The organism is Shimia sp. MIT1388 (assembly GCF_047124445.1).
Classification (GTDB): domain Bacteria; phylum Pseudomonadota; class Alphaproteobacteria; order Rhodobacterales; family Rhodobacteraceae; genus Shimia.
Genome location: NZ_CP138921.1, coordinates 2692963 through 2717424, shown reverse-complemented (window position 1 = coordinate 2717424; position 24462 = coordinate 2692963). Strand labels below are relative to the sequence as shown.

The following is a 24462-nucleotide window of genomic DNA, read 5'->3' as shown; positions in this document are numbered from 1 at the left end:
CGCGTCGTGTTCTTTTCTTTCTTCGGCACTGTCATCATCGCCGGCATCGTTGGCTACCTGTCTGAGCGCAGCGGTTTCACTGGCAACGGATACCTCCCGTCGGTCATCATCTGCATCGGCGGCGCCTTTTTGTTTTTCATGATCAGCCGCATGTTCCACATCGGCTTCGGCAGCCCCGGCCTCAATGCCATTGTGTCTTCGGTTGGCGCGTTGATTATCGTGCCCACCCATTTCAGACGGTGATCGGTTTGATATGCCAAAGCGTTAACCAAAGCTTGCGCAAAAGCCGAAAATTGTAGACGTCCTGCGCGCCCAGCGGGTAGTCTCAAAGAAAGTGCCCATCAAACGAGGCATGTCTGGTGTTGCGGTCCTCCAATTGGGGCGGTCGCACTTCGCGGGACTTCTAACAGAGCAATAAGACAGCAGATCCGGCTGTCTCAACCGAGCAACAGGTAGGGTGAACAATGGCGATTCCTGACACTTTGGCGATGCGGATAATGAATGTTGTCTGTGACAACGATCTGGGCGGCGACTTCCTGATGCTGGGCCGCCAACGTTGGATGGGCAGCCGTCGCAAACGCTCCGCCGCGATGTTTGCCGCCACGCTGGAAGAGCGGTTTCCAGACCTTTCTGAGGAAGATCTCGCCAATCCAAACGACGAGTATTCAGAGACCTTCTTTCACAAGATTGGCTTTGAAAACGTCGACAGTATGGATGTCTCTGATTTTGAGAATGCCACCATCGTGCAGGACTTGGCCGATTGGGTGCCCAAAAAGCTGCACAAGAAATTTGACGTGATCTACGACGGCGGCACCTGCGAGCATGTCTTCGACCTGCCCACCGCTTTTCGCAACATTGATCGCATGCTGAAACCCGGTGGCGTGATGATTGGGCACAGCCCGTGCAACGGTTGGATCAACCACGGCTTTTACCAAATCACACCAGAGATGGTGTATGGTTTCTGGGAGAAAACTCTCGGCTATGAGGTGCTGGAATGTGTCTTGCAGCCCATTCTGCCGGTTTACGCCAATCGCGCCGTGACCACGACCAACCCCAATGAAACCGGCTCGCGCCCGCGCCTGAAAGGCAAACTGCCGGATGGGCCGATCATTCTGTCCTATGCTGTGCGCAAACCAATGAAGTCGGTGCGCGGAGGCTCGCGCAAGGTCTATCAAAGCGACTATCAAAACCGTTGGTCTGAAAGCGCTGATCCGGATGTGGCGGCGCAATAAGCGCCCCCGTCATTACTTTCCAGGTTTAAACGGCGCCATGCCTGCGCGGGCCAATTCGTCCGCGCGTTCGTTTTCCGGATGGCCCGCATGGCCTTTGACCCATTCCCAGGTCACCTGATGCCGCGCTTGCGCCGCATCCAGCCTTTGCCACAAATCAGCATTTTTGACAGGCTTCTTGGCTGAGGTTTTCCAGCCGTTTTTCTTCCAGCCAAAGATCCAGCCGGTCACCCCGTTTTTGACATAGGTGCTGTCGGTCACCACTGTGATGGTGCTGGCCCGTTCTAGCGTCTCCAGCGCCATGATGGCGGCCATCAGTTCCATCTTGTTGTTGGTGGTGTTCTCCGCGCCGCCTTTCAGCTCCCGTTCCTTCACCACCGTGTCGCCGTCCTTGGCCTGCAACAACGTGCCCCAGCCTCCCGGGCCAGGGTTTCCGGAACACGCGCCATCGGTATATGCAATCAAATTAGCCATGGGCTGTGAGTATGACAAAACTGTCCTTACTGCCAGCCAATCCAACGGCGGATCCGGTTCTTTTTCGCACAACCGTAAAGCCCGCATCCTCCAGAAGCGCGGTCAGTTCCTCGGCTTGGTAGTAGCTGTAAAACCGCCCCAGATGGTCACGGTCTTCGCCTTCCCCAAGCTTGGTGCCGATGTGAAAGGCTCCACTCGGCTTTAGGGCGCGAAAAATACGGGCAAGATGCTCGGGCATCTCAGCCTTTGGCGCGTGCAACAAGCTGAAGTTGGCCCAGATGCCATCGTATTGGCCTTCTGCTTTTAGGTCCTCAAACGTCCCCACTATCACGTCCAGATTAAAGCGGTCCTTGGCCAACACCGCCATCTCCAGCGAGGCATCCATGCCCTCAACCCGGTAACCGGCTTCCCGAATTTTCGCCGCCCATTGTCCCGGACCGCAACCTAAGTCCAACACAAGGCCATTGTCTGGCAGCAGGTCAAAGAATGCCGTCAGATCGCTGAACTGATCCACATCGGCATCTTCTATCCGGGCAAACCGATCCGCATAGTCTCCGGCGGCCTTTGCATAGACTGCCAGGGTGTCTTTGTCGCTCACGCCCGTTCCATCGCCAGCCGACCGGCCAACGCCACAAAGATCGTCGCAAAGCTGCGGTTCAGCCAGGTCATCACCCGCTCACTTCCCAGCAGCAGGTCGCGGGCCTTGGCCGCAAACAGCCCGTAGAGCACAAATACCCCAAAGGTCAGCGCCATGAACACACCACCCAGCAGGGTCATTTCCATGGTGGCTGTGGCCGCATTGCCGCTCAGGAAAGGCGGCAGCAGGGCCAAAAAGAACACCGAGAGTTTTGGGTTCAGAATGTTGATCAACGCCCCGCGCCGCGCGATCACAAAGCCCGCCTGCGCTTGACGTTCGGCTGTCACGGCCAATGCCCCGCCACTGCGCACCGCCTGCCAGGCCAGGTACAGCAGATAGGCCACACCGGCTAATTTCACCACGTTGAACAACACAGCAGAGGTGTGCAGCACCGCCGCGAGGCCCAGTGTGGCGGCCAGCAAGTGTGGCACAATCCCGAAGGTGCAGCCCAAAGCCGCCCAAAGCGCTGCGCGCGGCCCTTGGCCGAGGCCCATCGCCAGTGTGTAAATAACCCCGGTTCCGGGCGCGATCACCACCACAAAGGCGGTCGCAAGAAATTGCAAAGACAGCACGAATAATTCCTCATATCAGTCACTTAAAAGACAACACCAAGGGCCAGGCAGGCCACCACCACGATGGTCAGTAGCAGGCGCAGCTGCATCCACCATGGCGGGGTTAGACCCCACTTGAAAAAGGTGTAATCCAAAAACAGCAACCCGACAAAACCAAAGATCAGATTGGTGCCTGCGCCAACAGGTCCACCCCCAGTCATGAAGAACGCCCAAAGCGCCGGAATGGTGGAGAGTGCATAGCCAATCGCGGCCTGTGCGCCTTCGGTTTTGGTCGCAAATCCCCAAAGCACACCGGACATAAAGCTCAAGATGACCGAGCCATAAAACAGCTGGATATACGGTCCAACAAAACGCGGCCCAAGGGCTTTGGTGCCCCACAACGCGAGATCGGCATTCAAATAGGTCAGCGCGCCCCACAGAAACGGCAGCAATCCGGCAAGCCCGAGCAGTAGCGGGGCGATGAGCACTTTACGGTCGTAGTCGTTCATCTGTGTCCCTTAACATCGGAGCCTTTGTGCGCGTCGCGGGAGTGAGTTGCCTCTTTTCAGGAGGCCGCCTCCACGTCCCGCAACACGCGCGGTACCTTGAAATTTACGCGCTCCACAGCGGTTTCGACCACTTTTACCGTCACGTCGAAGCGATCCCGGAAGGCATCAATCACCTCATTGACCAAGACTTCCGGTGCGCTCGCCCCAGCCGTGATGCCAAGCGAAGTTATTCCTTCCAGCGCCCGCCAATCGATGTCCTTGCCGCGCTGCACCAATTGCGAGTAGCTGCAGCCGTTTTTTGCGCCCACTTCTACCAGCCGTTTGGAGTTGGAGGAATTGGGCGCTCCAACCACCAGCATGGCGTCAACCAGCGGAGCCACCTCTTTCACCGCCTCTTGCCGGTTTGTGGTGGCGTAGCAAATGTCTTCTTTATGCGGGCCAACGATATTCGGGAAACGTGCGTTCAAAGCGGCAACAATGCCTTTGGTATCATCCACCGACAGGGTGGTCTGCGTAACAAAGGCCAGCTTATCGGGATCGCGCACACCCACTGTGGCCACATCGGCCTCGGTTTCCACCAACAGCACTTCGCCGTCCGGCAATTGCCCCATGGTGCCAATGGTCTCCGGGTGACCAGCATGGCCAATCATGATGATTTGTAAGCCGTTTTCGGAATGGCGCTCCGCTTCGATGTGGACCTTGCTCACCAACGGACAGGTGGCATCCACATAAATCATTTCGCGCCGTTCCGCTTCAGCCGGCACAACCTTGGCCACGCCATGCGCGGAGAAGATCACCGGGCGGTCATCCGGACACTCATCCAATTCTTCCACAAACACGGCGCCTTTTTCGCGCAGCCCGTCCACCACATATTTGTTGTGCACAATTTCGTGCCGCACATAGACCGGCGCGCCCCATTTGGTGAGGGCCATCTCTACAATCTTGATGGCGCGGTCCACGCCGGCACAGAACCCGCGTGGGGCGGCCAGATGAATGGTCAGAGGCGGCTTGGTCATTCGCGTGTCTCCTATGTGATCTTGGCCCCACAGGTAGTGTCTTCATGCGTCAAGGTCCAGTGCTTGACCTTCCAGTGGGGGAGGCTGCTAGCGCCGCGCCAGGAAACTTTGGGGGCGGAAAATGACTCGCAAGATGTTTGGCGTTTTGACTTTGGCATTGCTCGTGATTGGCGGCGTTGTTTGGCAACTTTTGGAGGGCGCCTCTGCAACTGGCGCACGCCTGCCGTACGATCGTCCAGAAAGCATCGCCCGCGGTGCGATGATCTATGCCGACAATTGCGCGTCCTGCCATGGCGAAAATCTCGAAGGCGAACCCAACTGGAAACAGCCGTCGCCAGAAGGCCTCATGCCAGCCCCGCCACATGACGAGAGTGGTCACACCTGGCATCATCCGGACGAGGTTTTGTTCCAGCTCACCAAGCTTGGCACCGCCGCAGTGGTGGGGCAGGGCTATGAGAGCAATATGCCCGGGTTTTCCGACACCCTAAGCGATCAGGATATTCTCGACGTGCTTGGGTTTGTCAAAAGTACGTGGCCTCCAGAGATCATCGAGATGCACAATGGCATAAACGCCCCCGCAAGCTAAAAAAGCCGGAGCAGTGGCTCCGGCTTTCACTATTTTCTGTGGCGACGGATCAGTCGTCTGCCATCTCCGCCTCGCGGCTGTGTTCCGGCATCGGATCACGCGGCGGGCGGCCAATCACTTCGCGCAGGCCATCCAGCTCGATGAAGTTGTCAGCCTGACGGCGCAGCTCGTCAGAAATCATCGGCGGCTGGCTGCGGATCGTGGAAACCACGGAGACACGCACGCCTTGGCGTTGCAGGCTTTCAACCAGCGGACGGAAATCCCCATCTCCCGAGAACAAAACGATGTGGTCCACATGTGGCGCCAGTTCCATCGCGTTCACCGCCAGCTCAATGTCCATGTTCCCCTTGACCTTACGGCGCCCCTGGGAGTCTGTGTACTCCTTCGCCGCTTTGGTCACCATGGTGAAGCCGTTGTAATGTAGCCAGTCTACCAACGGGCGGATCGGCGAATACTCGTCGTTTTCCAGCAGCGCTGTGTAGTAAAAGGCACGGAGCAGCTTGCCGCGGCGCATGAATTCCTGCCGCAGAAGCTTATAGTCGATGTCGAACCCGAGCGACTTCGCAGCCGCGTATAGATTCGACCCGTCTATGAACAGCGCAAGCCGTTCGTCTTTGTAAAACATCAAAATGTCCTTTCTAACTCTGCCGCGCCTGGAATGTCCCGTGAGTGAAAATTTGGAGTGAGCGTGACAGCACGTTCAAAATAGTCATATTTACGGGGGTCGCAAGCATTTGCGGTAAGTTCTGTCCAACTAGAAAATTAGATAGGGATTAAAGTGAGTAGTTTTGGTCTATTGGCTCTTGGTGGTAATTTGCCGTCTCAATTTGGCTCACCAATTCAAACTCTGCAAGAATCTTTAATTCATTTGAACCGGAATGACGTTCATATTCGCGCAGTTAGCCGTTTTTTTCAAACCCCTTGTTTCCCTGCCGGGGCTGGCCCGGATTATGTAAATGCCGCGGTTTCAATTCACACAACGCTCTCGGCCGCCGATCTTCTCACGCAATTGCACAAGATAGAGAGCACGTTTGGGCGTGAGCGTTTGACCCGGTGGGGCACGCGTCCTTTGGACATCGATCTGATCGGATTTGAGTCGGAGGTGCTGCCAAATGCCTCAGTCTGGGCGCGCTGGCATGACCTGCCGCCAGAGCAACAAACGCAGGAGGCACCGGACGAACTGATTCTCCCGCACCCGCGTCTGCAGGACCGCGGCTTTGTTTTGGCACCGCTGATGGACATCGCTCCGGACTGGAAACATCCGGTTCTGGGGCGCACCGTGGCCCAAATGTTTGCGGATTTGCCAGAATTCACTCAGAAAGAGCCGCAGCCCCTGTGAATCCTGCTTGTCAAGGGGTACAATCCCCCTTACACACACGATTTCTGACTCGATCCATAACAAGTGGAGTGCCCGATGGCCCGCGTGACCGTTGAAGACTGCGTAGACAAAGTACCCAACCGCTTTGAGCTGGTGATGCTTGCGTCCCACCGTGCCCGTGAAGTGTCCGCTGGCGCCGCAATCACTCTGGATCGTGACAACGACAAAAACCCTGTGGTGGCGCTGCGTGAAATCGCAGAGGAAACCCAGACAGCGGACGAACTGCGCGAGCGTCTGATCGAGGCCAACCAGAGCCAGATCGAAGTCGACGAACCAGAAGAAGACCGTATGGCGCTTCTGATGGGCTCCGAGCCGGACACCCCGCAAGAAGACGATATGTCCGAAGAAAAACTGCTGCGCGCCCTGATGGAAGCGCAAGGCCAGGGCTAAGGCCCCAAGCTATATGGGTGGGCGCACATGATCCCTGCGGACGATCTCGTAAATCTCATTCGCGCCTACAATCCCAAGACCAACGAAGACTTGATTCGCGCGGCCTATGAGTATGGCCGCGAGATGCACGATGGTCAGTTCCGCCACTCTGGCGAGCCCTATTACACCCACCCCATCGAAGTGGCTTGGATTCTGGCCGAGCAGCACCTGGATGATGCCTCCATCATCACAGCGCTTCTGCACGACACCATTGAGGACACCAAAGCCTCTTATGAGTCCGTCGAAGAGCTGTTTGGCGGCGAAATCGCCGGGCTTGTCGATGGCGTTACCAAGCTGACCAACCTGCAACTGTCCTCCTCTGAAACCAAACAGGCGGAGAACTTCCGCAAACTGTTTATGGCCATGTCCAAGGACCTGCGGGTGATCTTGGTGAAGCTGGCCGACCGTCTGCACAACATGCGCACGATCAAGGCCATGCGCCCTGAAAAACAGGGGCAAAAGGCGCGTGAAACCATGGACATCTATGCGCCCCTCGCGGGCCGCATGGGTATGCAGTGGATGCGCGACGAACTTGAGGACCTGGCGTTCAAAGTGCTCAACCCCGATGGCCGCGCGTCCATCATGCGCCGCTTCATCACATTGCAGAAAGAAACCGGCGACGTGATTGAGCGCACCACGGCGGATATGCGTCAGGTGTTGGGCGATCATGACATTCCGGGTGAGGTCTTTGGCCGTGCTAAAAAACCCTATTCGATCTGGCGCAAGATGCAGGAAAAGGATCAGGGCTTTTCGCGCCTGTCCGACATCTACGGCTTCCGCATCATCACCGACACCGAAGACAGCTGCTATCGCGCTTTGGGGGTGATTCACCAACGCTGGCGGGCTGTGCCAGGGCGTTTCAAAGACTATATCAGCCAGCCAAAATCCAACGGCTACCGCTCGATTCACACCACCGTATCCGGCCGCAATGGCCGTCGTGTTGAGGTGCAAATCCGCACTCGCCAGATGCATGATGTGGCGGAGTCCGGGGTCGCGGCGCACTGGTCCTACAAAGACGGTGTGCGCGGCGAAAACCCCTTTGCAGTTGATCCGGTGAAATGGATTTCTGGCCTGACCGAACAATTTGACGCCGAGGAAGATCACGAAGATTTCCTCGAAGCGGTGAAGCTGGAAATGTATTCGGATCAGGTCTTCTGCTTCACCCCAAAGGGCGAAGTGGTCAAACTCCCACGTGGCGCGACCCCGATTGATTTTGCCTATGCGATCCACACGCGCATCGGCCATGCTTGTGTCGGCGCCAAGGTGGACCATCGCCGGGTCCCACTCTGGACGCGCATTAAAAACGGTCAATCGGTGGAGATCATCACTGCCGAAGGCCAAATGCCGCAAGCCACTTGGCTCGACATCGCCAAAACCGGCAAGGCCCGCACCGCCATCCGCCGGGCGCTGCGGGAAATGGATCGGGACCGCTACGTGCGTCTTGGCGCAGAGCTCGCCCGTTCGGCCTTTGAGCATGTGGGCAAGAAGTCCACAGACAAGGCGCTCGAACTCGCCGCCAAACACCTACGCCTGAAAAACAAGGACGAGGTGCTGGCCCGCCTTGGCTCTGCCGAGCTGACCGCCCAGGAAGTGCTGCAAACTGTTTATCCAGACCTCGCACCTGCCGAGACGGATGAGGTGGCCTCCGAGCGGGCAGTTATTGGTCTGTCCGCTGACCAAAGTTTCCAGCGCGCGCCCTGTTGTCAGCCACTCCCTGGTGAGCGCATTGTTGGCATCACCTACCGCGGTCAAGGCGTGGTGGTGCACGCCATCGATTGTGACGCGCTGTCCAACTACGAAGACCAACCCGATCGCTGGCTCGACCTGCATTGGCACGCCGGCAAGCATAAGCCGATCTACACGGTGCAGCTGCTGATCACGATTGGTAATGACGCTGGGGTGCTGGGGCGACTTTGCACATTGATTGGCGAGAACAAGGCCAATATCTCTGACATGGTGTTCCTGGACCGGAAACCGGATTTTTACAGACTTCTGATCAGTGTGGATCTTGGCGACGCCGAACATCTGCACAAGCTGATGCTGGCATTGGAAGCGGAAACCGACGTGGCCGAAATCGAACGCTACCGAAACCCAGATTTGGTCCGCAGCCCGCTCGCGACCTGACGAACTCGAGGAACCTCCGTGGTATTTAAGCGCCGCGATAGAAGACCGTTTCTCCGCATCATCGGAGAGTTTTTCTATCCCCGCGGTGGCTGGGGACGGGCGGCGCGGTACGTGCAGCATCGTCTGCACCGTTTGCCCGGGTCTGCCGAAACCATCGGCCGCGGTATCTGGGCCGGAGTCTTCACAACCTTCACGCCGTTTTACACCATGCACTTTGTGGTTGCCGCGCTTCTCGCGCGAATTCTGGGCGGCAACCTGCTGGCCGCCTTGTTGGCGACCTTCTTTGGCAACCCGCTGACCTATCTGCCAATTGGTGTTGTGTCGCTCAAAACCGGCCACTTCATCTTGGGGACTGAGTTTGAAGAGGGCGACAAAGGCACGCTTGCGGGCAAATTTGCCAACGCAGGTACCGACCTTTGGTACAATTTTTGGGCCATCTTCAACGATGACGTGGCCGATTGGAGTGGCCTGCGCATCTTCTTTGACGAAGTGTTCTACCCCTACATGATCGGCGGCATCATCCCCGGCATCATCACTGCCACCGTGATGTACTACCTCTCGGTTCCAGTGATCCGGGCTTACCAAAAACGCCGCTCTGCCAAATTTGCCAAACGCATTGCCAAGGCCCGCGCCGTTGCTGAAGAGCAGGCCGCAAATGTACAGCAGGACAACTGACCCCGTCGGTTGGCCTGAAATTGTATCCACACAAAAAACCGGTTTTCCTTGCGCCGCGCTGCCCGTAGTCTCGCCGCAAATTTGATCAAACCTGTCCCGGAGGAATTGCGATGCTGCGCTTGGGAGTGAACATTGACCACGTGGCCACCGTGCGCAACGCACGTGGCTCGGCTTATCCGGATCCAGTGCGCGCGGCCAAACTGGCTGAAGAGGCTGGCGCGGACGGCATCACCGCCCACCTGCGTGAAGACCGTCGCCATATCGCTGACGCAGACATCGACGCGCTGATGGAGGCGCTCTCTGTGCCGCTCAACTTTGAGATGGCTGCCACTGAAGAGATGCAGGCCATTGCCCTGCGCCACAAGCCGCACGCGGTCTGTATCGTGCCGGAGAAACGCGAAGAGCGCACCACCGAAGGCGGCCTCGAAGTGGCGCGTGAGGAAAACAAGCTGGCTCATTTTATTGCGCCCTTGCGCGACGCGGGCTGCCGCGTGTCGATTTTTATCGCCGCCGACAAAGCGCAGATTGAGGCTGCCAACCGCATTGGTGCGCAAGTCATCGAGCTGCACACCGGCGCCTATTGCGACTTCCATTACGAAGGCCGCTTTGACGAACGCGACGCCGAATTGGCGCGCCTGACAGAAATGGCGACCTTCGCTCATTCCCTCGGCCTCGAAGTCCACGCTGGTCACGGTCTGACCTATGAAACCGTGCAGCCCATCGCGGCATTGCCGGAGGTCATGGAGCTCAACATCGGCCACTTCCTGATTGGCGAATCCATCTTCCGTGGCCTTGATCCCGCGATCCAGGAGATGCGTCGCCTGATGGACGAGGCGCGCTCTTAATCAGAAACAGGGGGCAATGATGCAGCTGAACTTACGTCGCTACGCGCTTTTCTACAGTGCCATCATGTTGGCCGTGATTGCGGTTGATATGGCTCTGGCGCAATGGACAAGCACTGACCTGCCCGCTGGCATGAGTGTTTGGCTGCCCGCGATCACCGCTGCTCAAGATCTGGGGATGCGCCATGGCCGTGATACAGAGACGGCTTTGCCCAAAGGCACCGCTTGGCGATTGGCTTGGCCGCTCACTTTGGTTGCAACGGTCATTCAACTTGTCTTTGCCGGTGTATCGATTGGCGTGATGGCCGCCTTGGGATTTGATGTGTTCTCAGTGCTGTCGGCGATCAGTCTCCCAGTGTGGATTCTGATATTTGTGGGTATGGTTGTTCTGGTCTACCTCACCAACCGAATTTTCCTTGGCATGGGCGTACGCAACGGCATCAAAGTCGCCGCCAAACTCCGGTCCAAACCATGATCCCCCCAGAGTTCATCGCCATCTGGATCGCCTGGCTTATGGCTGGCGGATCTCCTGGTCCTGCCACAATGGGCATCGCAGGAACCGCCATGTCCGAAGGCCGCCGCCCTGCCTTGGCCTTTGCTTTGGGAATCCTCGCAGGCTCTGCCAGCTGGGGCATTGCTGCCGCGCTTGGCCTGTCAGCCGTGATGTTGGCCAACGTCTGGGTGTTTGAACTTCTGCGCTACGCCGGCGCCGCCTACCTCGGTTGGCTGACCCTCAAGGCCCTCAAGCGCGCATTGGCCAAAGACACAAACGCCGCTGCAGGCACGCCTTTCAAAGGCAGCTTCCAAAGTCTTTTTGCCAAAGGCGCAGCGGTGCACATCACCAACCCCAAGGCGATCCTCAGCTGGGCGTCGATCTACGCCATAGTCGCGCCCACCGATGCCACCCCGGCCACACTGTTTGCCTATTTCGTCGCCCTGTTTGCAGGCTCCATCTTGATCTTTATCGGCTACGCCTTCCTGTTCTCTTCGCCTGCCATCGTGCGTGGATACCGCCGCGCCAGCCGCGCTTTTGATCTCGCCTTTGCGGGCTTTTTCGGCTTTGCTGGCTACAAAATCCTGACCGCGAGACTGCAATGATCCGCCACTGCGTGATGCTCAATCTGCAAGACGATGCCCAAGAGAAACTGCCGCCTGTCCTTGAGGGGCTGGCGGAGCTTGTGGACACTTTGGAGGGATGCAGCGCGTTTGTTGCGGGGATAAATCGGGATTTTGAGAGCAAGTCTCCCAACCATCCTTTTGGGTTCATGTTTGATGCGGAAGACGAGGCTGCCCTGAATACCTACGCCGAACATCCACGCCACAAGCAATTGGGCGCTACACTGGTCAGCCTGTGCAAGGGCGGCGCGGACGGCATTATGGTCTTCGACATAGAGGTCACGCCATGATCCTCGGCATCGGCTCGGACCTCGCAAACATCGACCGAATCGCAGGTACCATCGAGCGCTTTGGCGACCGGTTCAAAAACCGTGTTTTCACCGAAGTGGAACAGGCCAAGGCCGAACGGCGCCGCGACACAGTTGGCACCTACGCAAAACGCTGGGCCGCCAAAGAAGCCTGTTCCAAGGCCTTGGGCACCGGGCTCGCAATGGGCATCAGCTGGAAAGATATGTCCGTTTCCAACCTGCGCACGGGGCAGCCAATCATGCATGTCACTGGCTGGGCGAAAGAGCGTCTGGATAAAATGACACCCGCAGGCCACGAGGCCACTATTCATGTCACCCTCACAGACGATCACCCTTGGGCGCAGGCCTTTGTGGTGATCGAAGCCCGGCCAATCACAGAAGAGTCCGCCTCGTCGGGTTGACAGTAAGCGCCCGCGCCCGCATGTAATCTCAGACCAAAAATGGCTGTAAATCGAGCGGAGACAGACCCAATGGCGGAAAAAGCCAAAAGCGACAGCGGCATCGTCGAGACCATCAAAACGATCTTCTGGGCGCTCCTGATCGCCGGTGTGTTCCGCACCCTGTTTTTTCAGCCGTTCTGGATTCCGTCGGGCTCCATGAAAGACACGCTGCTGATCGGCGACTTCCTCTTCGTGAACAAGATGACCTACGGCTATTCCTATGCCTCTTGTCCTTCGGTCCGCATTCCGGCCATTGGCGTGAATGTGGATGCCAAGGACCTCTGCGGCTGGATGGGCAAAGGCAGCAATGAACGCTTCATGGGCGGTGAGCCTGAACGCGGCGATGTTGTTGTCTTCCGTCATCCCGTGACCGGCTATGACTTCATCAAACGCCTGATCGGCCTGCCTGGCGACAAAATCCAGATCATCAACAGCGTCATTCACATCAACGGCACGCCGATCAAGCGCGAGGATGGGGGCGTGTTCCGCGAAGAATACGGCCCACAAGGCCCGCAAGGCCACCGCCCCCGCTGTGAAAACGGCCCGGTTGGCGATGGCGGCGTCTGTGCCAAATCCCGCATCGTGGAAACCCTGCCAAACGGCGTGAGCTACAGCACTCTCAACATCCAGGACCAGCAGTCCGACCATACGAATGTTTATGTTGTGCCCGAAGGCAAGTACTTCTTCATGGGCGACAACCGCGACAACTCAACGGACAGCCGCGTGCCACAGGCCGCGCGTGGGGTGGGGTTTGTGCCTTACGAAAACCTGATTGGCCGCGCCGACCGCATCATGTTCTCCTCCGCTGGCCGCTCGATGTTTGCCTTCTGGACCTGGCGTGGTGACCGGTTCTTCAAAGGTGTAGAGTGAGGCTGACGTGAAGCTTTCTGCGGAACTCAAAGCACTGGAAACACGGCTGGGGCACAAATTTACCCGGCCGGAACTGCTGGTGCGCGCAGTCACGCACTCCTCCATGTCCTCCCCCACACGTCAGGACAACCAGCGCCTTGAGTTTCTTGGCGACCGCGTGCTGGGCTTGGTGATGTCGGAGGCCCTTCTGGAGCATGACAAATCCGCCGCCGAAGGCACGCTGGCCCCTCGTTTCAACGCTTTGGTGCGCAAAGAGACCTGCGCCGACGTGGCCCGCGAAATTGACCTTGGTGCCGCGCTGAAGCTTGGACGCTCGGAGATGATGTCCGGCGGTCGCCGCAAGCAGGCATTGCTTGGCGACGCCATGGAGGCAGTGCTGGCCGCTGTCTACCGTGACGCTGGGTTTGACGTTGCCAAAGCCTTGATCCTGCGCCTCTGGGGCAACCGCGTCAAAACCGTGGATGCCGACGCCCGCGATCCAAAAACCTCGCTGCAGGAATGGGCCCAGGCGCGCAAACTGCCGCCACCTAAATACGAGTTGGTGAAACGCTCCGGCCCGGACCACGCGCCGGTTTTCACCATTGCGGCCAAGCTGGAAAACGGAGCATCAGCGGAAGCGACGGACAACTCCAAACGCAAGGCCGAGCAAGCAGCTGCGAAAGCTTTGCTGGAGCAGGTGAGCAAATAGCCGGGTTGCGCGGACGCATATCGCCCTTGCAAACCTTCCCCTAGCCCCTGCGCATAAATTCCGCTACAGACGCCCTTTAACCAGTCCCAGCTGACTCACAAAGGCATGCACATGACCACACGCGCCGGATTCGTCGCCCTGATCGGAGAGCCCAACGCGGGCAAATCCACGCTCACCAACCAAATGGTGGGGGCGAAGGTCTCGATTGTGACCCACAAGGTGCAGACCACCCGCGCCCGTATCCGTGGTGTGGCGCTCGAAGGTGACAGCCAAATCGTGTTTGTCGACACCCCCGGCCTGTTCCGCCCGCGCCGCCGTCTCGATCGCGCCATGGTCGCTGCTGCATGGGGCGGCGCAGCGGACGCCGACATCATCGTGATGATGGTCGAGGCCCATCGCGGTGTCACCAAAGGGGTGGAAACCATTTTGGAGCAGCTCGAAGAAATCGGGCAGGGCCGCAAAATTGCCCTGGCGATCAACAAGATCGACCGGGTGAAGTCCGACGTGCTTCTGGCGTTGACCAAGGATCTCAACGAGCGTTTTGACTTTGTTGAGACCTTCATGATTTCCGCCGAAAAAGGCCACGGCTGTGCCGACCTGCGCGCTTGGCTGGCCAAAGAGCTGCCCGAAGGCCCCTGGCTTTACCCCGAAGATCAAATCGCCGATCTGCCCATGCGCATGATCGCGGCTGAGATCACCCGCGAAAAGCTCACCCTGCGTTTGCACCAAGAGCTGCCCTATCAGATGACGGTGGAAACCGAGAGCTGGGACGAGCGCAAAGACGGCTCTGCCCGTGTGGATCAGATGATTTACGTCATGCGCGACGGCCACAAAGGCATCGTGCTCGGCAACAAAGGCGAAACCATCAAGGCGGTCTCCAAAGCTGCGCGGGAAGAGCTAGAAGAGTTCATGGGGCGTCGCATCCACCTGTTCTTGCAAGTGAAAGTGCGACCAAACTGGCTTGAAGAAAAAGAGCGCTATTCCGAAATGGGGCTCGACTTCAGCGACGGAAACGCATGACGGCGAGCATGCCCCAAACCACAGCGGCCAAGGCAAACAGAGCGATGGCAATATGGGCAGCGGGCAATTTGTCCGACGGGATCATATCCGCCGCTTCGAGCCCGATCAAAACTATGGCGGCCAAAAAACACAACCGCACAGTCCAGGGAATTCGCAACTCTGGTCGCATAATTCACAGTCCTTCCGTACCAATTTCCCGCAAAGCGGGTGTTGGTTGCTACCATGGGTTTAATAACTTGTCATGCGATTAACGGCTGAGTTTTGGGTGCAGGCTTATTTGGCCCGGTTGCGGCTGGCGGATATTCCGGCTTTTGTCGTGGCGCACGGGGATGATACCGCCGGTGCGGTTCTGGTGAAGCTCAACACTTTGGATGGACAGGCTGTTGTCTATCAACGCAGTTTTGACCTGATGACCGGTGCACGCAAATGGGTTGTTCTGGCGGAAGGCGAGGAGGTTGAGGTGGATGCCACTTTGACGCGCCAACGCAGCTTTGACACCGACGTCTGGGTGATCGAAGTGGAAGACCGTCAGGGACGTCACCTTCTGGATGAACCCGGCCTATCGGACTGATTTTTTATTCCACTTTCCTTTCCGCTGCATAGCGGGTCTTCTAGGCACAAAGGAGAGGCCATGGACTGGCGCGATCAGGGCTTTGTGCTCAACACCCGAAAACATGGTGAGACCTCGGTCATCCTCGAGGTGTTCACGGCAGAGCATGGCCGCCATGCCGGCGTGGTGCGTGGGGGTGTCAGTCGCAAGATGACCCCGATTTTGCAGCCGGGCGGACAGCTTGATCTGTCCTGGCGCGCGCGGTTGGCGGATCACATCGGCAGCTTCACGGTGGAGCCACTGCGATCCCGCGCGGCTGTGCTGTCGGACCGATTTGCCCTCGCAGGACTTAACACGGTCACCGCTTTGTTGGCGTTCTGTCTGCCGGATCGGGAGCCGCACCCTGCGCTGTACCAGCAAAGCACGCAGCTGCTTGATCTGTTGGGACAAAATGAACTCTGGCCCTTGGCCTATCTGCGCTGGGAGATGGCGTTGTTGACGGAGCTTGGCTACGGCCTCGACCTCACGGAATGCGCAGTCACAGGCAGCACGGACAACCTCATCTACGTGTCGCCTAAGTCGGGCCGCGCGGTGTCTGCTAGGGGGGCAGGGGACTGGGCGGATCGTTTGTTACCGCTGCCCCCCACCCTGCGCGGCGAAGGAGACGCTCCGGACGAAGAAGTGCTCCAAGCCCTGCGCACCACGGGCTATTTCCTGTCCGATAAACTGGCCCCCGATCTCGGGGCCAAACCGCTTCCAGAAGCGCGGGCGCGGTTTATCGACCTCTTTGCCCGTCGGCTTAGATCCCTTTGAACACCATCTGGCGCCCGGTTTCTTCATTGCTCATGACCATGTTCGGGCCAGACACTTCGATCAGGGTCATTTCGGTCAGCGCTGTGAGAAAAGCCTCTTCGTTGTCGATGCCCGAGCAATACAGCTCTTCGACAAAATCAATCTGCACCTCGACCCAAGGATAAGGTTTGCTCTGCTTGCCGGAAAATCCGTTACATGGGCCTTCGCCATGCACGGTCCCATTGGTCTCAAAAGCAATCTGCGCGTCGTAATTCACCGCAGAGCCATCGATCTCGGTGAGTTTCCAGTCATAAGCTGTCCCGCCGTATTGTGTGACTGTTTCGGTTGGTGCGCAGGCTGTCACTGCGAGCGCTGCAATCACACCCAAAAATCCAAACTTCATCTATCCGCCTCGTGTAATGCCAAAATCAAATCCACAAGCGTTCCCATCGCAGGTCCGTTTGTTTGGCCGTCATGCGTGGAAAGCTCTTCCATTCCCACAAAGGCGGCATAGAGCACCCGCGTCAACTCCGGATTGGTCAATCCGATTGCTTCAAACAATTCCTGAACGTAGGTCATGCGCTTGGCGTCGATCTGCGCAACGGCTTTTGCAACATCCGGGTTTTCGCGCGCCCAAGCGCGAATGGAAGGCTCTGCCGCGATGCCGCCAAAATCCTCCGGCGCACCCGCCGCGGCAATTTGTGCCAATTCCCGCAGTTTCCGTACGGCGGTTCCCTGCTGTTCCACCAGGGTTATAATCTCTGCATAGGCCCGCGTTTCCCAGGCCTCCATCATGGCCGTCTGAAACGCCGGGACATCGTCAAAATGCCAGTAAAAAGAGCCCTTTGTCGTGCCCAGGCGCCGTGCCAAAGGTTCCGCTTTGAGGGCTTTGGGGCCGGCTTCAGTCAAGGCCTTAAAGCCTGCCTTGATCCAGTCGTCTTTTGAAAGTCGCTTTGCCATATCGCAACATACGCTGCCGTATTGACTCTCGCAAGCATTGGAGTCACCCCTCTCCATACGAAAGCGTATGGATTCGGGAGAATGCGATGAACAAGTGGATGGTAACCGCCGCTGGGCTGCTGTTTTTGACAACCGGTGTGCACGTGTTTTTGGGAGGACCGGAGATTCACCTTCCCATTCAGGAAAGCGATTTGGCCCCTCCGGTGCGGGCAGTTGGCGCGGTGATCTGGCACGCCGTGACGGTGATCTTGTTGGTCTTCGGCGGCGCTTGCGCTTGGTTGGCCCGCAATCCAAATCCACCCTTGGCGTGGACATTGGTCGCCGTGCAACTCGGCTTTGTCGCGCTGTTTATCGGCTACGGAATGACCCTTCTCGGCAACCTGACCGTCATGCCGCAATGGATCATCTTCTCGCTGATCTCTGCCGTAATTGCGATGGGGATTCGTGCGGACAAAGCGGCCCTGCCCGGCGCGGTGACCGCCTGACGCTCACCAATTGCCTGTGTGGTCGCGCGGTGTCGCGACCACCGCATCCGGCGCTCCGTCCGCAAATTCTTTCACCTTGGCCGCAAAGGTTGTGAAGTACTCTTGGCCTTGCACATGCTTCAAGGTGGCCTCGCTGTCCCAGCGCCCCCAGTGAATGCGTGTAACCCCATTGTCGGCCACGGCCACTTGGTAAGAGAACCCCTGCGCCTTTGGATCATTTCCAACCGCATTGATGAAAGCCTCACAGGTGGCGACCCAGACCATGTCGTCGCCATCGTAGTCATAGGTGATCGTGATACAGCGCATTCTGCTCTCCCTTTCGATCATTTTTGTTGCACAAATGAACGCGACTGCGATCGGTGCATTAATGTTCTCCAGTTCACACTGCCCCGAAAAACGCACCTCCGCAAAACAGACATGATACCGACGTGATACCGACGCGGATTTGAGCGGATTTTGGCCACCGATTCCTTTGTGAACACAGGGCAAAGAAAAACGCGGCCCCCAAGGGAGCCGCGCATTGTCTGCTGTCTAACTGAGAGCGGGTGTCAGCCCAGCAAACGTCTCGCAATCACCTGCGCCTGAATTTCCGCGGCACCTTCAAAGATATTGAGGATACGCGCGTCACACAGGATACGGCTGACGGAATATTCGAGCGCAAAGCCGTTACCGCCATGAATTTGCAAGGCATTATCCGCTGCGGCCCAGGCCACACGGGCACCAAGCAGTTTGGCCATGCCAGCCTCAAGGTCACAGCGATGGCCGTGGTCTTTCTCCCAGGCTGAGAAATAGGTCAGCTGGCGGGCGATCATGATTTCCACCGCCATCATCGCCAGTTTGCCAGCAACACGCGGGAAGTGGATCAAGGATTTGCCAAACTGCTTGCGGTCAATGCCGTACTGCATCCCAACGTCCAGTGCAGACTGCGCCACACCAATGGCACGCGCCGCAGTCTGGATGCGGGCCGATTCGAAGGTCTCCATCAACTGCTTGAAACCTTTGCCTTCTTCACCGCCAAGCAGGTTCTCACCTTTGACTTTGAAACCGTCAAAACCCAGTTCGTATTCCTTCATGCCACGATAGCCAAGCACCTCAATCTCGCCGCCGGTCATGCCTTCGGTCGGGAACGGGTTGTCGTCTGTCCCAGGTGTCTTTTCGGCCAGGAACATGGACAGACCACGGTGGTCTGTTGTGTCCGGATTGGTGCGCGCCAGCAGGGTCATGACCTGCGTCCGCGCTGCGTGGGTGATCCAGGTTTTGTTGCCAGTCACTTCCCAGTTGCCGTCCTCAGTTTTCACAGCGCGGGTGCGCAGGGAGCCGAGGTCGGAGCCGGTGTTGGGTTCGGTAAACACCGCTGTTGGCAGAATTTCTGCGCTGGCCAGCTTGGGCAGCCAGTGCTCTTTCTGTTCGTCAGTACCGCCACAGAGGATCAGCTCGGCAGCAATCTCAGAACGCGTGCCCAGCGAGCCGACGCCAATATAGCCGCGCGACAGTTCCTCGGAGACCACAACCATGGAGGCTTTGGACAGGCCGAACCCGCCGTATTCTTCAGGAATGGTCAAGCCAAACACGCCCATTTCCGCAAGCTCTTCAATGATTTCCATTGGAATGAGCTCGTCTTTGAGGTGCCATTCATGGGCATTTGGTTCCACACGATCCACCGCAAACCGGCGGAACTGTTCGCGGATCATTTCCAGCTCTTCATCCAGGCCGGATTGACCCACTGTGATGTTGGCGGACTGCTCCTGCATCAACTCCACAAGGCGCATACGCGCAGCTTGAGAGTTGCCCTTGTCGCAGAGCGTCATGACTTCGGGCGCCATCAAACCGCGAGTTTCATCCTGCGACAGCCCGAGATCCTGTAGGCGCACAATCTCGCCCTGGCTCATCGGAATACCACCATAGACCTGCCAGAGGTACTCACCAAAGGCGATCTGGTGAATGATCTGTTCAATCTCACCAAATTTGCCTTCCCCTTCAAGCTTCTCGGCCCAGGCCTGCATCTGCTTCAGAGATTGCGCATAGGTCGCCAGCCAGCTCAGGCCATGCGCCGCTGTTTGATGCTGTTCCATCAGCTTGCCAGACACACGACCGTTCTCGGACACGGTGTCTTTCACCCGCGCAATCGCGGTCTCAAGAATGCTCTCCACCGGCGCAACGGCTGCTCCGGTGAGTTTCAGAAGATCAGGAAGAATCACTGAGTTTGTCATCGCCAAGTCCTGTCCATCATGCGCCATACGTCTAAAACCCTCTAATGCTGCACTGTGACATAATCCCTTTGCAGGTGCAGCGCAACAAAAATACCAAACCGACGCTTCATTTGGTTGTTTGTTTCGCGTGAAGCCTTTGCTGCTCTGAGATTTGGGGCCTATAGCAAGGTATGGATTCTCTACTTTTGACTTACACTCCTCAAGCATTGGTTTTCTGTGCGAGCGTTGCGCTGCTTGCGGGAATCATCAAAGGCATGGTGGGATTTGGCATGCCCATGGTGCTGATTTCAGGGCTAAGTACCTTCCTCGCGCCGGAGGTGGCCTTGGCCGGGCTCATCTTTCCCACCGTGTTCAGCAACGGCTTTCAGGCGTTCCGCCATGGTGCAGGCGCGGCGTGGTTGTCACTCAAGCGCTTTCGTCGCTTCCTGATTGCAGGCGGTGTCGCCATGGTGATCAGTGCGCAATTTGTACGCTGGGTGCCCTCGAGCGCCTTGCTGCTGATGATTGGCGTGCCGGTGGCCTTTTTTGCCCTTACCCAATTGCTGGGCCGTCCTATTCGCCTTTCAAAACCAAGTGCTAAGGGGGAGCTGGCCGTGGGCACGGTTACTGGTGCCATTGGCGGCGTGTCCGGGGTCTGGGGGCCGCCCACGGTGACCTACCTCACCGCAATAGGCACTGAAAAAGCTGAACAAATCCGCATTCAAGGCGTGATTTATGGCCTTGGCGCCGTGCTTTTGACCTTTGCCCATATCGGATCCGGGGTTCTGAACCGCGACACTGCGGCGTTGTCAGCCTTTGTGGTGGTTCCGGCGCTTTTGGGCATGTGGATCGGGACGTCCATTTCAGATCGCATTGACCAAAAGATGTTCCAGCGCCTGACTCTGATTGTTTTGCTGGTGGCCTCTGCCAACCTCATCCGCCGCGCGCTGTTCTAACCTCCTTCTCGACTTGCCCCCAGGCGTCTGGCCGTTAGGATGCCTTTGACGTGCAAGGAGGAAACATCGGTGTCTCAGATCAACGCATCCCTGCGCGTGGCCTCCGTGAGCCTTGCGATTTTGGCCGCTATTGCCACCGGTTGGTTTCTAAATGCAGCCCAGGCGATTTTGGTGCCCATCGTGCTTGGCGCGCTGCTGGCCTTTCTGATGGATGGCATTTCTCGCTCCATGGGCCGTATTCCGCTCTATGCAAAGTATGTGCCAGATTGGCTGCGTATGATGCTGACCACAGTGGTCCTGTTTGTGGTGTTGGCTGGCTTGATCAGCTTCTTTGCCCGCAATTTGGACCCTGTGGTGCGCGCCATGCCGGACTACTTGCAGCGGCTCTCTCAGACCACGTCTGATGTGGCTGCCCGATTTGACGTGGAGTTTGAGCTCACTTGGCAATCCGTTGACCGCCTGGTGTTTGATAATATCGACATCCAAAGCCTCATTCGCATGACCGTGAACTCGGTTAGTTACTCCGCCGGATACCTCGCTTTGGTGTTCCTCTACGCCATCTTGTTCCTGATCGAACGCGACAGCATTCCCAAGAAAGTAGCCGCAATTGTTCCGGATGACCGCTCGCAATCCAATGTCTGGCAGACCATCGATTTGATCACAGCCCAGATTGGCACCTACTTCACCACAAAAACCCTGATCAACGTGGTTTTGGGCGTGTTGTGCTGGGTGATTTTCCTGTTCTTCGGCCTCGAGTTTGCAGCCTTCTTTGCCGTCACCACGGCGATCTTCAATTATATTCCCTATGTCGGGTCATGGATCGCCATGGCGCTGCCGATGTTGTTTGCAGTGGGCGACTGGGGGCTGAACATGGACGTTGCTTTACTGTTTGCCGCGCTGTGTGGGGCGCAATTTGGTGTCGGCTACTTCTGGGAACCCCGTCTGATGGGCCGCTCCATGAACCTTAGTCCGGTGATTGTGATGGTGTCTCTCGCCTCCTGGACGGCCGTCTGGGGGCTTATAGGAGCGATCCTATCGGTGATCCTGACCTCCGGGATCATGACCATCATGTCGTTTTTTCAGGCGACTCGCCCCTTGGCAATTCTGCTCACCAACGACGGCGAAATCCCGTGGCTGGACGACATAGAGGGTGAGGGAGAGAGCTAACTCATCCCTCTTCGTTCACCTGATCGTACCAGGCCAACAGCGCGTCGATGTCGGCGGGCACATTGGTGGCCATGCCGCCGGCAAACTCTTCAAACACCTCGGCGTTCAAAGGATTGGTGCCGGCAATCACCGTTGCGCCTTTTTCAAGCGCTTCAGCAAGCAGATCGCGAAATCCACGTCCTTCGGCCTCTTGTTTGCCAAATTTGTTGAGCAGGAAGACATCAAAGTCAGCCTGCATGGACTGCCCTACCGCGGTCACAGCAGACGCCATCGCATCGGGGTCCAATCGGCACCCTTTGGCCTCTTTACCAAGGTTTTGTGAAATCCGAATGATCGGTCCATCGGGAAGCACGCGCACATCCATGTCACAGCCGTGATAAGATCCGCATTCTGTGTTGGTTTGCACAATTCCGCGCGCGGTGAGTCCACGTGCTTCCAACCGCGCTGCGAGATCTGATAGCAGCAAATCCAGTTCGCCCCGTCCGTGGGCCATCGTGTATGCAATTTTCATCATGAGTCAGAAGATAGGTCTGTTGTGTGGGAAAGCAATTGCGATTGAAGGGTGCGGGTCACTCAAGGGACTTGGGCAACAGCTTGTTGATCAGGGACACCAAAAACGCGGTCGAAATCCCAAAGCACAGAATGCCCGTCACGCCCCCAAAGGCACCAAATACACGAAACTCCACAGGCAGGACAACGTCGCCGTACCCAACGGTGGTATAGGTCACCAGTGAGAAGTAGAGCGCGTCATAGAGGTATTCAAAGGCGTCCATGTAGAGCAGTACCGCAGCCCAGAGCCAAACCTGGACTGTGTGTGAACTCACAATCATGAAAAAAGCCGCGCCAACCACAGTTGTTGTGCGCACCATGCGGTTACGGTTTTTGACCCAGCGGCCAATGTGCGCCAACGCCTCGATCATACCTGCCAGTAGTCCGACGTGGATAAGTGCGCAGGCGCTTAGCACCACAGAGCCCCACAGCAATTGGTCATGCTGGCTCATAAACAGTGTCTCTGGGGTCATGGCATCGCTCTTGATTGTCGAGGCAAACTGCCATGACCGCCTTCAAGGCACAAGCCGGTCACAGGGTCACATCGTTTCCACGCAATGACGCCGAAACGCACGCTTCAGCATGTCCAGTTCCGCGCGCAAGAGGTCAATTTCGGCGCGCAAATCGCCTGCCAGCGCTTCGCCAGCTATAAAGCTCACGGTATCAAGGCGCTCGTCAGTGGATTGATCTGTGATGACAACGGTTTGCACCCCATCCGACAGGCTTTCTTTCGGGATTGGAAAACGCAGCCGCCAGAGCCCCGCTTCCTCCGTCTGGTCAATTGCCACATCGGCAATCGCCTCGCCAAGATAGGTGACATTTACCTGCGGCTTTGGCGCGGAGGCCTCAGCGGTCTTAAGCGCCCCTTCCCAAACACCTTCGAACAGGCGGGTCTTTGTCAGTGTGAGCTCGCTCATCTGGACATCCTCAATACGTGTTTAGAACTCGGCCCGCGGGCGGCGGGAGAAGGTGACATCCCTCAGGACAACCTGGTTCATTTCCGGGCCTTCAAAGATCAGGTCGATCCACATTTTCTCAACGCGCTTTTCGTTGAGGTTGGAATAGGCGAGATCAAACTCGACCCGAATATCCTCAGCCTGCAAAGGCAGTTCGCGGACAATCTGTTCGGTGTTTGGCCCGTGGCGAATGTTCAGTCGGGCAAAGATCTCCAGCGGCTTTTCCATTTCGACAATCGTGTCCATGCGCACCACGTGCTCGCGTTTCAACCCGGAAACTGCCTCTTGTGGCAAGTCAATCACCAGCGAGAGGAACGATCCGTCAAACCGGAAAACGTCCATGCGCAGGCCAAAGGGGGCCAAGTCTTTTTCCCGGTGGTTCCGAAGCTGGCGCAAGGTGAGTTCGGAAATACGGCAATCATGAAAAAGCGTGACCTCTTCGCCAAGCATCTCCTTGTTTTGTACTGCCGCGCGTCCTTTCGCCGGAATGGGTTCCCGCCACAGTGCTGGCCGCCAAGACCAATCTGTTCCATGCGGTTTTGGAAACGCGTTTGAGCCGATAATCGGTAAGGCCAATCGGCTCTCGGAGACCGCGATAAGTGTGTCCAGATGTTGCCGCAGGGTGCGCGCGCGGCGACGTTGGGCGCGAAGCGTGGCCAGATCGGTCTCCGACGCCTTGCGCGCATTGCGGGCCCAATAGCGCGCCAGACCGGATTGGAGCGCCTGCTGAAAGAAACGTCTGCTTTTTGCCATCTGCCCTGAAACCATGACCCATTGTTGCTGGCGGCGAAACGATCTGCGGCCTTCGTTCTGATTATTTAGCGAAATGCTTACGATAGGACAAATGGCCTTTCGCCCCGTTCCTCATGAAATTTCAGGGTGTTGCATGCTCTCAAACTCGGTTGGGTGGCCAAAAGGAAAGAATTGCTCTGCGAATAGGGCTTAAAACCCGCATAGAAATAGCGA

35 protein-coding genes are annotated in these 24462 nt (G+C 57.4%); 20 read left to right on the top strand and 15 right to left on the bottom strand.

Annotated features, from left to right (window positions below):
* Positions 1-6 precede the first annotated feature (6 nt).
* Positions 7-243: a hypothetical protein gene (locus SIB92_RS13510; RefSeq protein ID WP_412552539.1), complete on the top strand. Its 237-nt coding sequence runs from the start codon at positions 7-9 to the stop codon at positions 241-243.
* Between the two features lie 221 nt (positions 244-464).
* Positions 465-1232, top strand: a complete 768-nt coding sequence (locus SIB92_RS13505) for a methyltransferase domain-containing protein (protein ID WP_412552538.1) — start codon at positions 465-467, stop codon at positions 1230-1232.
* Positions 1233-1244: 12 nt separating this feature from the next.
* Here the strand turns inward: SIB92_RS13505 and rnhA are convergent, their stop codons facing one another.
* From rnhA to ispH, 5 genes are read right to left on the bottom strand one after another with little or no spacing between them, the layout of a single operon-like run.
* Entirely contained in the window at positions 1245-1703 is a 459-nt protein-coding gene (rnhA, locus tag SIB92_RS13500; protein ID WP_412552537.1) for a ribonuclease HI, read from the bottom strand.
* Positions 1696-2301, bottom strand: a complete 606-nt coding sequence (locus SIB92_RS13495; protein WP_412552536.1) for a class I SAM-dependent methyltransferase — start codon at positions 2299-2301, stop codon at positions 1696-1698. The genes rnhA and SIB92_RS13495 overlap by 8 nt, the downstream gene beginning before the upstream one ends.
* The gene (locus SIB92_RS13490) at positions 2298-2912 is read right to left on the bottom strand and encodes a LysE family translocator (RefSeq protein ID WP_412552535.1); all 615 of its coding nucleotides are present in this window, start codon (positions 2910-2912) and stop codon (positions 2298-2300) included. The genes SIB92_RS13495 and SIB92_RS13490 overlap by 4 nt, the downstream gene beginning before the upstream one ends.
* Positions 2913-2935: 23 nt before the next feature.
* A complete protein-coding gene (locus tag SIB92_RS13485) occupies positions 2936-3400 on the bottom strand; it encodes a DUF3429 domain-containing protein (RefSeq protein WP_412552534.1) in 465 nt (154 codons plus the stop codon).
* 56 nt (positions 3401-3456) lie between these two features.
* The gene (gene ispH / locus SIB92_RS13480) at positions 3457-4416 is read right to left on the bottom strand and encodes a 4-hydroxy-3-methylbut-2-enyl diphosphate reductase (protein ID WP_412552533.1); all 960 of its coding nucleotides are present in this window, start codon (positions 4414-4416) and stop codon (positions 3457-3459) included.
* Between the two features lie 121 nt (positions 4417-4537).
* Here ispH and SIB92_RS13475 point away from each other — a divergent pair, with 121 nt between their 5' ends.
* Entirely contained in the window at positions 4538-5002 is a 465-nt protein-coding gene (locus SIB92_RS13475) for a c-type cytochrome (RefSeq protein ID WP_412552532.1), read from the top strand.
* A 49-nt stretch (positions 5003-5051) separates the two neighbouring features.
* Here SIB92_RS13475 and SIB92_RS13470 read toward each other — a convergent pair whose 3' ends face one another.
* A complete protein-coding gene (locus SIB92_RS13470; RefSeq protein WP_412552531.1) occupies positions 5052-5627 on the bottom strand; it encodes an NYN domain-containing protein in 576 nt (191 codons plus the stop codon).
* A gap of 153 nt (positions 5628-5780) precedes the next feature.
* Between SIB92_RS13470 and folK the strand changes: the two genes are divergently transcribed.
* The 12 genes from folK to era all read left to right on the top strand — a co-directional run bounded on the left by folK (position 5781) and on the right by era (position 14892).
* Entirely contained in the window at positions 5781-6341 is a 561-nt protein-coding gene (gene folK / locus SIB92_RS13465) for a 2-amino-4-hydroxy-6-hydroxymethyldihydropteridine diphosphokinase (protein WP_412552530.1), read from the top strand.
* A 75-nt stretch (positions 6342-6416) separates the two neighbouring features.
* The gene (rpoZ, locus tag SIB92_RS13460; protein WP_168590999.1) at positions 6417-6770 is read left to right on the top strand and encodes a DNA-directed RNA polymerase subunit omega; all 354 of its coding nucleotides are present in this window, start codon (positions 6417-6419) and stop codon (positions 6768-6770) included.
* A gap of 27 nt (positions 6771-6797) precedes the next feature.
* On the top strand, positions 6798-8933 hold the full coding sequence (locus SIB92_RS13455; protein ID WP_412552529.1) for a RelA/SpoT family protein: 2136 nt from the start codon (positions 6798-6800) through the stop codon (positions 8931-8933).
* Between the two features lie 18 nt (positions 8934-8951).
* Positions 8952-9608 (top strand): DUF2062 domain-containing protein, encoded by a 657-nt coding sequence (locus tag SIB92_RS13450; RefSeq protein WP_412552528.1) that lies wholly within the window; start codon positions 8952-8954, stop codon positions 9606-9608.
* Positions 9609-9718: 110 nt separating this feature from the next.
* Positions 9719-10453: a pyridoxine 5'-phosphate synthase gene (locus SIB92_RS13445; protein WP_412552527.1), complete on the top strand. Its 735-nt coding sequence runs from the start codon at positions 9719-9721 to the stop codon at positions 10451-10453.
* Between the two features lie 19 nt (positions 10454-10472).
* Positions 10473-10925 carry an ABZJ_00895 family protein gene (locus tag SIB92_RS13440; protein WP_412552526.1) on the top strand — a complete coding sequence of 151 codons (453 nt, stop codon included), beginning with the start codon at positions 10473-10475 and terminating at the stop codon, positions 10923-10925.
* Positions 10922-11548 (top strand): LysE family translocator, encoded by a 627-nt coding sequence (locus SIB92_RS13435; RefSeq protein ID WP_412552525.1) that lies wholly within the window; start codon positions 10922-10924, stop codon positions 11546-11548. Before SIB92_RS13440 ends, SIB92_RS13435 begins: the two co-directional genes overlap by 4 nt.
* Complete coding sequence (locus tag SIB92_RS13430) at positions 11545-11856, top strand: Dabb family protein (RefSeq protein WP_412552524.1); 312 nt, start codon at positions 11545-11547, stop codon at positions 11854-11856. Before SIB92_RS13435 ends, SIB92_RS13430 begins: the two co-directional genes overlap by 4 nt.
* Positions 11853-12275 (top strand): holo-ACP synthase, encoded by a 423-nt coding sequence (gene acpS, locus SIB92_RS13425; RefSeq protein WP_412552523.1) that lies wholly within the window; start codon positions 11853-11855, stop codon positions 12273-12275. The genes SIB92_RS13430 and acpS overlap by 4 nt, the downstream gene beginning before the upstream one ends.
* A 69-nt stretch (positions 12276-12344) precedes the next feature.
* Entirely contained in the window at positions 12345-13184 is an 840-nt protein-coding gene (lepB, locus tag SIB92_RS13420; RefSeq protein WP_412555841.1) for a signal peptidase I, read from the top strand.
* A gap of 7 nt (positions 13185-13191) precedes the next feature.
* Positions 13192-13872, top strand: coding sequence for a ribonuclease III (rnc, locus tag SIB92_RS13415; protein WP_412552522.1), 681 nt, complete (start codon positions 13192-13194; stop codon positions 13870-13872).
* A 111-nt stretch (positions 13873-13983) separates the two neighbouring features.
* Positions 13984-14892: a GTPase Era gene (era, locus tag SIB92_RS13410; protein ID WP_412552521.1), complete on the top strand. Its 909-nt coding sequence runs from the start codon at positions 13984-13986 to the stop codon at positions 14890-14892.
* Here the strand turns inward: era and SIB92_RS13405 are convergent.
* A complete protein-coding gene (locus SIB92_RS13405) occupies positions 14873-15061 on the bottom strand; it encodes a hypothetical protein (protein ID WP_412552520.1) in 189 nt (62 codons plus the stop codon). The genes era and SIB92_RS13405 overlap by 20 nt on opposite strands.
* A 72-nt stretch (positions 15062-15133) precedes the next feature.
* Between SIB92_RS13405 and SIB92_RS13400 the strand changes: the two genes are divergently transcribed.
* Together SIB92_RS13400 and recO are read left to right on the top strand one after the other, a co-directional pair.
* Entirely contained in the window at positions 15134-15463 is a 330-nt protein-coding gene (locus SIB92_RS13400) for a DUF1491 family protein (RefSeq protein WP_168590988.1), read from the top strand.
* 60 nt (positions 15464-15523) lie between these two features.
* Positions 15524-16255, top strand: a complete 732-nt coding sequence (gene recO / locus SIB92_RS13395) for a DNA repair protein RecO (RefSeq protein ID WP_412552519.1) — start codon at positions 15524-15526, stop codon at positions 16253-16255.
* Here the strand turns inward: recO and SIB92_RS13390 are convergent.
* Both SIB92_RS13390 and SIB92_RS13385 read right to left on the bottom strand, forming a co-directional pair.
* On the bottom strand, positions 16242-16637 hold the full coding sequence (locus tag SIB92_RS13390; protein ID WP_412552518.1) for an META domain-containing protein: 396 nt from the start codon (positions 16635-16637) through the stop codon (positions 16242-16244). The genes recO and SIB92_RS13390 overlap by 14 nt on opposite strands.
* Complete coding sequence (locus SIB92_RS13385; RefSeq protein ID WP_412552517.1) at positions 16634-17194, bottom strand: TetR/AcrR family transcriptional regulator; 561 nt, start codon at positions 17192-17194, stop codon at positions 16634-16636. The genes SIB92_RS13390 and SIB92_RS13385 overlap by 4 nt, the downstream gene beginning before the upstream one ends.
* A gap of 86 nt (positions 17195-17280) precedes the next feature.
* On the opposite strand from SIB92_RS13385, the gene SIB92_RS13380 reads away from it, so the two are divergent.
* Complete coding sequence (locus tag SIB92_RS13380; protein ID WP_412552516.1) at positions 17281-17679, top strand: hypothetical protein; 399 nt, start codon at positions 17281-17283, stop codon at positions 17677-17679.
* Between the two features lie 3 nt (positions 17680-17682).
* Here the strand turns inward: SIB92_RS13380 and SIB92_RS13375 are convergent, their stop codons facing one another.
* Together SIB92_RS13375 and SIB92_RS13370 are read right to left on the bottom strand one after the other, a co-directional pair.
* Positions 17683-17985, bottom strand: coding sequence for a hypothetical protein (locus SIB92_RS13375; RefSeq protein ID WP_412552515.1), 303 nt, complete (start codon positions 17983-17985; stop codon positions 17683-17685).
* Between the two features lie 242 nt (positions 17986-18227).
* The gene (locus tag SIB92_RS13370; RefSeq protein ID WP_412552514.1) at positions 18228-19916 is read right to left on the bottom strand and encodes an acyl-CoA dehydrogenase family protein; all 1689 of its coding nucleotides are present in this window, start codon (positions 19914-19916) and stop codon (positions 18228-18230) included.
* Positions 19917-20059: 143 nt separating this feature from the next.
* Between SIB92_RS13370 and SIB92_RS13365 the strand changes: the two genes are divergently transcribed.
* Complete coding sequence (locus SIB92_RS13365) at positions 20060-20824, top strand: sulfite exporter TauE/SafE family protein (RefSeq protein ID WP_412552513.1); 765 nt, start codon at positions 20060-20062, stop codon at positions 20822-20824.
* 69 nt (positions 20825-20893) lie between these two features.
* On the top strand, positions 20894-21991 hold the full coding sequence (locus SIB92_RS13360) for an AI-2E family transporter (protein WP_412552512.1): 1098 nt from the start codon (positions 20894-20896) through the stop codon (positions 21989-21991).
* A gap of 1 nt (position 21992) precedes the next feature.
* Here SIB92_RS13360 and SIB92_RS13355 read toward each other — a convergent pair whose 3' ends face one another.
* The 4 genes from SIB92_RS13355 to SIB92_RS13340 form a co-directional block, all read right to left on the bottom strand.
* Positions 21993-22505: a DUF2478 domain-containing protein gene (locus tag SIB92_RS13355; protein ID WP_412552511.1), complete on the bottom strand. Its 513-nt coding sequence runs from the start codon at positions 22503-22505 to the stop codon at positions 21993-21995.
* 55 nt (positions 22506-22560) lie between these two features.
* Positions 22561-23013, bottom strand: a complete 453-nt coding sequence (locus tag SIB92_RS13350) for a potassium channel family protein (RefSeq protein WP_412552510.1) — start codon at positions 23011-23013, stop codon at positions 22561-22563.
* Positions 23014-23079: 66 nt separating this feature from the next.
* Positions 23080-23457, bottom strand: a complete 378-nt coding sequence (locus SIB92_RS13345) for a hypothetical protein (RefSeq protein WP_412552509.1) — start codon at positions 23455-23457, stop codon at positions 23080-23082.
* A 21-nt stretch (positions 23458-23478) separates the two neighbouring features.
* The gene (locus SIB92_RS13340; RefSeq protein WP_412552508.1) at positions 23479-24249 is read right to left on the bottom strand and encodes a DUF6478 family protein; all 771 of its coding nucleotides are present in this window, start codon (positions 24247-24249) and stop codon (positions 23479-23481) included.
* Positions 24250-24462 lie beyond the last annotated feature (213 nt).

Coding starts and splice junctions, on each gene's coding strand:
- SIB92_RS13505 (WP_412552538.1), top strand. CDS start 465: ATGGCGATTCCTGACACTTTGGCGATGCGGATAATGAATGTTGTCTGT.
- rnhA (WP_412552537.1), bottom strand. CDS start 1,703: ATGGCTAATTTGATTGCATATACCGATGGCGCGTGTTCCGGAAACCCT.
- SIB92_RS13485 (WP_412552534.1), bottom strand. CDS start 3,400: ATGAACGACTACGACCGTAAAGTGCTCATCGCCCCGCTACTGCTCGGG.
- ispH (WP_412552533.1), bottom strand. CDS start 4,416: ATGACCAAGCCGCCTCTGACCATTCATCTGGCCGCCCCACGCGGGTTC.
- SIB92_RS13475 (WP_412552532.1), top strand. CDS start 4,538: ATGACTCGCAAGATGTTTGGCGTTTTGACTTTGGCATTGCTCGTGATT.
- SIB92_RS13470 (WP_412552531.1), bottom strand. CDS start 5,627: ATGTTTTACAAAGACGAACGGCTTGCGCTGTTCATAGACGGGTCGAAT.
- rpoZ (WP_168590999.1), top strand. CDS start 6,417: ATGGCCCGCGTGACCGTTGAAGACTGCGTAGACAAAGTACCCAACCGC.
- SIB92_RS13455 (WP_412552529.1), top strand. CDS start 6,798: ATGATCCCTGCGGACGATCTCGTAAATCTCATTCGCGCCTACAATCCC.
- SIB92_RS13445 (WP_412552527.1), top strand. CDS start 9,719: ATGCTGCGCTTGGGAGTGAACATTGACCACGTGGCCACCGTGCGCAAC.
- SIB92_RS13440 (WP_412552526.1), top strand. CDS start 10,473: ATGCAGCTGAACTTACGTCGCTACGCGCTTTTCTACAGTGCCATCATG.
- SIB92_RS13435 (WP_412552525.1), top strand. CDS start 10,922: ATGATCCCCCCAGAGTTCATCGCCATCTGGATCGCCTGGCTTATGGCT.
- SIB92_RS13430 (WP_412552524.1), top strand. CDS start 11,545: ATGATCCGCCACTGCGTGATGCTCAATCTGCAAGACGATGCCCAAGAG.
- acpS (WP_412552523.1), top strand. CDS start 11,853: ATGATCCTCGGCATCGGCTCGGACCTCGCAAACATCGACCGAATCGCA.
- lepB (WP_412555841.1), top strand. CDS start 12,345: ATGGCGGAAAAAGCCAAAAGCGACAGCGGCATCGTCGAGACCATCAAA.
- era (WP_412552521.1), top strand. CDS start 13,984: ATGACCACACGCGCCGGATTCGTCGCCCTGATCGGAGAGCCCAACGCG.
- SIB92_RS13405 (WP_412552520.1), bottom strand. CDS start 15,061: ATGCGACCAGAGTTGCGAATTCCCTGGACTGTGCGGTTGTGTTTTTTG.
- SIB92_RS13400 (WP_168590988.1), top strand. CDS start 15,134: ATGCGATTAACGGCTGAGTTTTGGGTGCAGGCTTATTTGGCCCGGTTG.
- recO (WP_412552519.1), top strand. CDS start 15,524: ATGGACTGGCGCGATCAGGGCTTTGTGCTCAACACCCGAAAACATGGT.
- SIB92_RS13390 (WP_412552518.1), bottom strand. CDS start 16,637: ATGAAGTTTGGATTTTTGGGTGTGATTGCAGCGCTCGCAGTGACAGCC.
- SIB92_RS13385 (WP_412552517.1), bottom strand. CDS start 17,194: ATGGCAAAGCGACTTTCAAAAGACGACTGGATCAAGGCAGGCTTTAAG.
- SIB92_RS13380 (WP_412552516.1), top strand. CDS start 17,281: ATGAACAAGTGGATGGTAACCGCCGCTGGGCTGCTGTTTTTGACAACC.
- SIB92_RS13375 (WP_412552515.1), bottom strand. CDS start 17,985: ATGCGCTGTATCACGATCACCTATGACTACGATGGCGACGACATGGTC.
- SIB92_RS13370 (WP_412552514.1), bottom strand. CDS start 19,916: ATGGCGCATGATGGACAGGACTTGGCGATGACAAACTCAGTGATTCTT.
- SIB92_RS13365 (WP_412552513.1), top strand. CDS start 20,060: ATGGATTCTCTACTTTTGACTTACACTCCTCAAGCATTGGTTTTCTGT.
- SIB92_RS13355 (WP_412552511.1), bottom strand. CDS start 22,505: ATGATGAAAATTGCATACACGATGGCCCACGGACGGGGCGAACTGGAT.
- SIB92_RS13350 (WP_412552510.1), bottom strand. CDS start 23,013: ATGACCCCAGAGACACTGTTTATGAGCCAGCATGACCAATTGCTGTGG.
- SIB92_RS13345 (WP_412552509.1), bottom strand. CDS start 23,457: ATGAGCGAGCTCACACTGACAAAGACCCGCCTGTTCGAAGGTGTTTGG.
- SIB92_RS13340 (WP_412552508.1), bottom strand. CDS start 24,249: ATGGCAAAAAGCAGACGTTTCTTTCAGCAGGCGCTCCAATCCGGTCTG.